Raw genomic sequence first — 1027 nt, 5'->3', positions numbered from 1 at the left:
CGTGTGATGATGCAGCGCGTAAAGGAATACTTGTCAGACACGGGTGGAGAGCTTGAAGGCATTGTTACAAATGATCCTGTCCAACAAACGAGTGTGATAAGACTTGCAAGCACTTCACAGTTTTTAGAGTATAAGAATGGTATCGTTTTGCGCTTTATGGCTATGGGTAAGAATGTTGGAGCGACCACGATTGTCTTAAATGCTTTAGATGGCAAGCCGGTTTATAAAGCAACAGAAACGGGTTTATCGCTTTTATCAGGGGGGGAAATCCAACAAGGGTGCATTTATACATTGTTTTATAATGGAGATCATTGGCATCTTGTTAATCCTACCCCACTCCCTTTAGAAGAAGAAGAAAGCAATCTTTATCCCACGGGTTTTATAGGAACGTTTGGAATGCGCGGGATTCCAAAGGATTGGTTAATTTGCGATGGGAAGGCTTATTTGCGTCGTGATTATGGTGATTTATTTGAGACGATAGGAACGGTTTGGGGAGAGGGTGATGGCGCCACGACATTTAATGTTCCCGATTTTCGAGGGATGTTTTTACGGGGGCTTGATGGAGGGCGCAATATTGATGAGGGGCGTTCTTTTGCAAGTGTGCAAACAGATTTAATCGAGTCGCATCAACATCAAGGACAGAGCCTTTCGATGTCTCATTTTACCAGCAACGAAAACTTTTGGGATGGGAATACGACGGATGTGTTGGGCTATCGTCTAGGCTTGTTTGGGGGGAGTTCTCTAGCGAATTTTATGGGCATAGAGCGTGAGAATTTAGGGGGCTACATTGTAAGTTCTCATACTCTTGATGAGAACCAAGAGGTTGTTTTGGAGAGCACTGGTGAAGGCGAGACGCGTCCAGTTAATGTGAGTGTTCTGTTTGCGATTAAGACATGAGGTGTAAGATGTCGACGATCTATGATTGGTCTTTAAATGCCTCCTTGAATGCCTATTGTGATGATTTGATTGATTGGTCAAAAGGACAACGTCCTAGTAGTCTGAATAATAGTGCTCGTGTGATGATGCA

Annotated in this window: 1 protein-coding gene and 1 pseudogene; both read left to right on the top strand. The window is 43.6% G+C overall.

Annotated elements, in window-relative coordinates; all coding sequences use genetic code 11:
• Positions 1 to 897, top strand: an 897-nt coding sequence (locus ACFIL3_RS10465; RefSeq protein ID WP_375682248.1) for a phage tail protein, incomplete at its 5' end; no start/stop codon positions are given.
• 8 nt (positions 898 to 905) lie between these two features.
• A pseudogene (locus ACFIL3_RS10460) lies at positions 906 to 1027 on the top strand (phage tail protein); the annotation flags it as partial.

The organism is Bartonella sp. CE47NXGY, from assembly GCF_042195415.1.
Lineage (GTDB): Bacteria > Pseudomonadota > Alphaproteobacteria > Rhizobiales > Rhizobiaceae > Bartonella.
Note: the sequence above shows the minus strand (reverse complement) of the source record. Positions and strands in the feature narration are given on the sequence as shown.